We start from the raw sequence: 1,767 nt of genomic DNA, 5'->3' as shown, positions 1-1,767 counted from the left end.
GACTCGTCTTTTTTGTGTTTTATAAAATAAGTTTATTATTAATAGTTTAAGAAATTCATTGAAGAAGCTAAAAGATCTGAACAAGAACCTATAGGCTTTGTCGTGAGACTGGTGATGGCACATCGCCACTTTGCACACCGGCGCGATCCCAAAAATGGACTTCGGCTTTGATAGTGAGTAGTAAGAATCCACTGATGTTAGTTAGCTTGCCCCTTTAGGGGTGGGAGTGTCAATATAGTGGTTTTATTCCTTCTAGCAATTGCGTATATGTTAGTCGGGAATTATTTTTATAATTATGCATTGAATGCGAAACGAGAAAAAGAATTTTTGGAGGATAATCCTTACCTAGTGGAAACAGTGAGTGCATCGGGAGATGGATTGGCTACAAATGAAGAAAAGAATGCAAACTTTGTATCAAAATATAAACCTAATACAGTAACTAAATTGAGGGCTGGGTATGATTTAGAAGAGACTTCAGCTATTAAGCAAGTTGCCAAAAGTAAAACGTAGATGCTATTCATTCATGGAGATGCTGATATAGTTGTTCCTTTTGAAATGTTAGATGAAGTATATAATGCTGCAAAAGTAGAAAAAGAGAAATTGAACGTTCCAGGTGCGGGACATGGAGAAGTGGAGAAAGTAGATTCCGGCATAATTAAAGTTGTTTACTGTTATATACGATAATCGGAGGGTAATAGCTTATCCTTTTGATTATCGTTTTTTGTTATTTAGGTATTCTGCTATAAGTCTACTTTTGCATGTACTATATGAAGGAGATAGAGCAAAAATTTTTGAATTCCTTAATCTTGGTGCTACAATGATTGGAAACTAAATGTTAATGAGGTGTTCTTATGAAAATTGAGGTTTGGTCTGATTTTGTATGCCCGTTTTGCTATATTGGGAAGCGTAGATTAGAAATGGCTTTGGAACAATTCCCGCATAGGGGCGATGTTGAAGTTGAGTTTAAAAGTTTTGAATTAGATCCGAATGCTCCTGTTTACTCTGGGATGAGTATTAATGAAGTACTTGCATCAAAATATGGAATTAGTGTTGAAGAAGCTAAGCGTAATAACATACAACTAGGAAATCATGCAGCAAGTATGGGTTTAAGCTTTAATTTTGAAGAGATGAAGCCGACAAATACCTTTGATGCGCATCGTCTTGCAAAATTTGCGAAGGATCAAGGAAAGGAAAAAGAGATTACAGAAAATCTTCTTTTTGCATATTTTACTGAATCACAAAACTTAAGTGATGTGGAAACACTTGCTGCTATTGCTGAAAAGTCGGGATTAGATAAGCAAGAGGTTTTAGATGTTATCAATAACAAAAGTGCTTATGCGAATGATGTTAGAGTTGATGAAGCGATTGCACAGCAATATCAAATTTCGGGAGTACCTTATTTTATTATTAATCAAAAATATGCTATTTCAGGTGCGCAACCACTTGAAACTTTTGTTGGTGCACTTCAGCAAGTGTGGGAGGAAGAGAATCCTGCGCCTAAGTTACAAGAGTTTTCATCAGACGAAGGAAGCGATATGTCTTGTACTGATGGAAGTTGTTCGGTTCCTTCAAAAGAAGACTAGGTTTTTAGTGGAATAGCAACCCATGGGGTGTTTTATGGGTTGCTTATATATTCTTATAGAAGAGATATGTAAATAGATTATTTGCTAAAGTAAATGGGATTTATAAAAAATGAAGTTTTTTATAAAAACATATTGACGATTGTAAGTTAGAGGTGTAATATAGAACAAGTCGCCGATAGCAACA

The 1,767-nt window shown here is 35.3% G+C and carries 1 protein-coding gene and 1 pseudogene; both read left to right on the top strand.

The features are described from left to right. The first annotated feature begins 267 nt into the window (after positions 1 to 267). Positions 268 to 684, top strand: a pseudogene (locus tag COI75_RS27370) (hypothetical protein). A gap of 167 nt (positions 685 to 851) precedes the next feature. After that, positions 852 to 1,583, top strand: a complete 732-nt coding sequence (locus tag COI75_RS17135) for a DsbA family oxidoreductase (protein WP_000687952.1) — start codon at positions 852 to 854, stop codon at positions 1,581 to 1,583. The last annotated feature ends 184 nt before the right edge of the window (positions 1,584 to 1,767 follow it).

The organism is Bacillus cereus (assembly GCF_002564555.1).
GTDB classification, from domain to species: Bacteria; Bacillota; Bacilli; order Bacillales; family Bacillaceae_G; genus Bacillus_A; species Bacillus_A cereus_K.
This window is presented reverse-complemented; position numbering and strand designations above follow the sequence as displayed.